Here is a 2,901-nt window from a genome sequence, read left to right on the forward strand (position 1 = left end):
ATCATGCCTAACGGACACCGCTGACGCGGTGTCCTTGCTCTCTTCGATTCCACAGCGACAGCTGAGCAGTATCAACAATCTCCTACAGAAGAGCGTTTCCGGTATTAAGGAGTGTTTTGAATTCGTTACTGAGTTCCGTTTGCACATGTTCAGTCGCCTTCTTTCCGAAAACAAATTCGGCATCCAGTTGGTTCGCTGTCGCCTGAGTCAAATACGTCTCTACCATAGCCGAGAAAATAGTTGGCACAACACCGCTAATCTTAGCCGCTTCAGAGACTTGTTCTTCAAGATATTCGTACACACGATCTGGTCTCGTCTTCCCGATTACAAGTGTCGTTGCATCAAGAGCGACTGACGGATCAAGAACCGATCCAATCTCCTGTCCTGTTTCGAGTAATTGCTTCGATTCTACAAACGTCTGGACGATTTCATCGGTCCGCTCATACTGTGTATAGATGATTTCGCCAAACGTCGTTGGTGCATACATACCATTCTGTTTTTTGACTAGATTGTGATCTTCGAGTTGTTTGAGCCCACGGTAAACCGTCGACTGTGAGGCGTCTACTTCGTCGACCAGTTGGTTTTGATAAGCCGGGCCATCGATGAGTCGTTTGAATATCGACGACCGTTTGTGGAGGACCATGTAGGCGGCGTGCGCTTTCTCCGCATCCATGATTCTATGTATTGTGAAAATACACTTATAGCTAATGGAGATAACGATAAGAGCTAACTAAAATTGTGGTGTTCAATATGGCATAGTCAGGCTAGATAACGTACGACATTCGTGCCCTGTGCGCATAATCAACAGGTCAAGCAACGGAAAAGAAACCACGTGTTGTCGAATACCCAATCGATGGTAATGGGTTATACTTTCACTCTGGTAGCGTATACTTTTTATTCGAACTCAGGAAAGTATGGGGTAATGACAAACAGATTCCCGGAACAAAACCCCTCTCTTTCTACTGCATCCACTTCTGCTGATTCTCGTTCGTGGGAGGAACGCAACCGTGAAACATTAAACTCGATTGACCTAGATAACATTTCCCGAGAGCCTGGAGAAAACCCGTATAATAGTTTCTACTCTGCTGATCCAGTTGATCCAAAACACTCTACCCATCAAGCTGCTCTCACCACCGCCCACGAAATTATCGACGATCTCAACGACGAGATCGACGTGGCCAATGCCGTGACAAACGCGAATATCCCACTCGAGAAATTCAACGATCCCTACTGGGATGACCACCCAGAAATCTACGAGTTCGAGGTAATGCTCCGGTCGTTCATCTACGCCGAACTCCGAGGAATCCGTTATCACCAGGATCTCGCGGACTTCCTCGAGCGCAACCCCACGATCGCGTTCACACTGGGCTTCGAACCGGACTTCGGTGACGACAACGAGTATCCTGCCCTCCAAGTGTATCACACGCCAGAGACGCCTCATCAGACGACGATTACCCGGTGTGCGAATCGTCGATTCCTCGCTCGAGCGGAGCAGTTCATCACGGACGTCGCCGACGAGGTCGAAGCCTACTGCCGTCGACACACCTACCTCGTCGAGATGCATGAGCTGTGGAGCGAGGACGAGGACCTAAATCCAGGCGAGTCGGAAGAAGAACTCGACCCGGACGGCCTCACGAAACAGCAGATCCGGCGGCTGGTGAACGAATTGATGCGCCACGTCTGGCCGAATATCACCTTCCAGTGCGGGAAGAGCAAGGAGATCCGCAAGAACCTCTTTCTCGAGGTGATCGCCCACTGCGGGCTGACGAACTCGAGCGTCTACGGTGGCGGCGACGTCTTCGATATCTACGCCTGTCCAGAAGACGGCGAACTGCCCCACGGCAAGACCTTCTTCGACCACATGAAGGGGCTACGTCTCGAGGAGATGCTCGAGATGTTCGACGCCGCAATCGAGAGTATGGTTGGCGGGGCACAGGATATCGGCCTCTACGACCGGCCCGTTGACATTGCAATCGACGTGACGACCGTCGAGTACACCGGTATCGGGAAGACGTTCAGCTTCGAAACGATCGCCGATCCCGACAACGATGACTGGGGCGCTCGCGAGCGGTCGGAAGTGAAAGAGGCGATCGAAGAGTGGGACCTCGAGCCGATCGTCGGCGAGGACCCAGCGGACATCAAGCACGCGAACTTCGACGACCCAAATAAACGGGCTGCTGCCAAGCGCGTACGGGACTGTGTGCAGTGGGTGAACGGCACTAAAAAGCAAGACGAGGATATCGAATACGGCTTTCAGTTCGCCGCTGCGGCATTCGCTGAGCATACCTGTCCGATGATCTACGGCGTCGAACCGATTGACGGGCGAAGCGGTGAAGAACTCGCCGGCCACGTCAGTCAGTTCGTCGAGCGAGCGCAGGACCTCGTGGTCGTGGACACAGTGTATATGGACGCCGCCTACGGGCGCTGTTCAGAGGTTCATAACCAGTTCCACTACGGGCACGGGTTCAGGACCGCCGACCGGTTCGACGTCGAGTACGTCGTGAAGATGGAAGAGCGAAAGCGTGTGAAACGTGAGGTACTCGAGGAGCGATATAAAATCGATCACCGATTCGAAGAGGGAGATACGCCGCTGAGCATCAAGCGGAACTACGGTTTCGGCGATCACCACAGCGGCAGTGGAAATGCTCACACGACGCTCGTGGCGATCGGGAAGTGGGACAAAGACGATATCGAGGACAAGGAAACTGACCGGGTCGTCTTCGCGACGAACCACCAGGGCGATGATCCGGCGGACCTACGACGATTCATCAACGGCTATCGTGATCGATGGATCATTGAGAACGGGTTCAAAGTGCTTTGTTGAATAGCTGCTGAATGAGGGTTAGAGTGGCTCACAGAGCTTTTCTATGTTGATGATGGCGAACATGAGGACGATTTCAC

General features: G+C 52.7%; 2 protein-coding genes. One reads left to right on the forward strand and one right to left on the reverse strand.

Annotated elements, in window-relative coordinates; translation table 11 throughout:
* Positions 1–82 precede the first annotated feature (82 nt).
* A complete protein-coding gene (locus C446_RS02870; protein WP_006671556.1) occupies positions 83–673 on the reverse strand; it encodes a helix-turn-helix transcriptional regulator in 591 nt (196 codons plus the stop codon).
* Between the two features lie 513 nt (positions 674–1,186).
* Here C446_RS02870 and C446_RS02875 point away from each other — a divergent pair.
* Positions 1,187–2,824, forward strand: a complete 1,638-nt coding sequence (locus C446_RS02875; protein ID WP_006671557.1) for a transposase — start codon at positions 1,187–1,189, stop codon at positions 2,822–2,824.
* Positions 2,825–2,901: the final 77 nt, after the last annotated feature.

The organism is Halobiforma nitratireducens JCM 10879 (genome assembly GCF_000337895.1).
Lineage (GTDB): Archaea > Halobacteriota > Halobacteria > Halobacteriales > Natrialbaceae > Natronobacterium > Natronobacterium nitratireducens.

What these genes read in the sequence shown, in the direction of transcription:
- C446_RS02870 (WP_006671556.1), bottom strand. Translation starts at nt 673, where the DNA reads ATGGATGCGGAGAAAGCGCACGCCGCCTACATGGTCCTCCACAAACGG.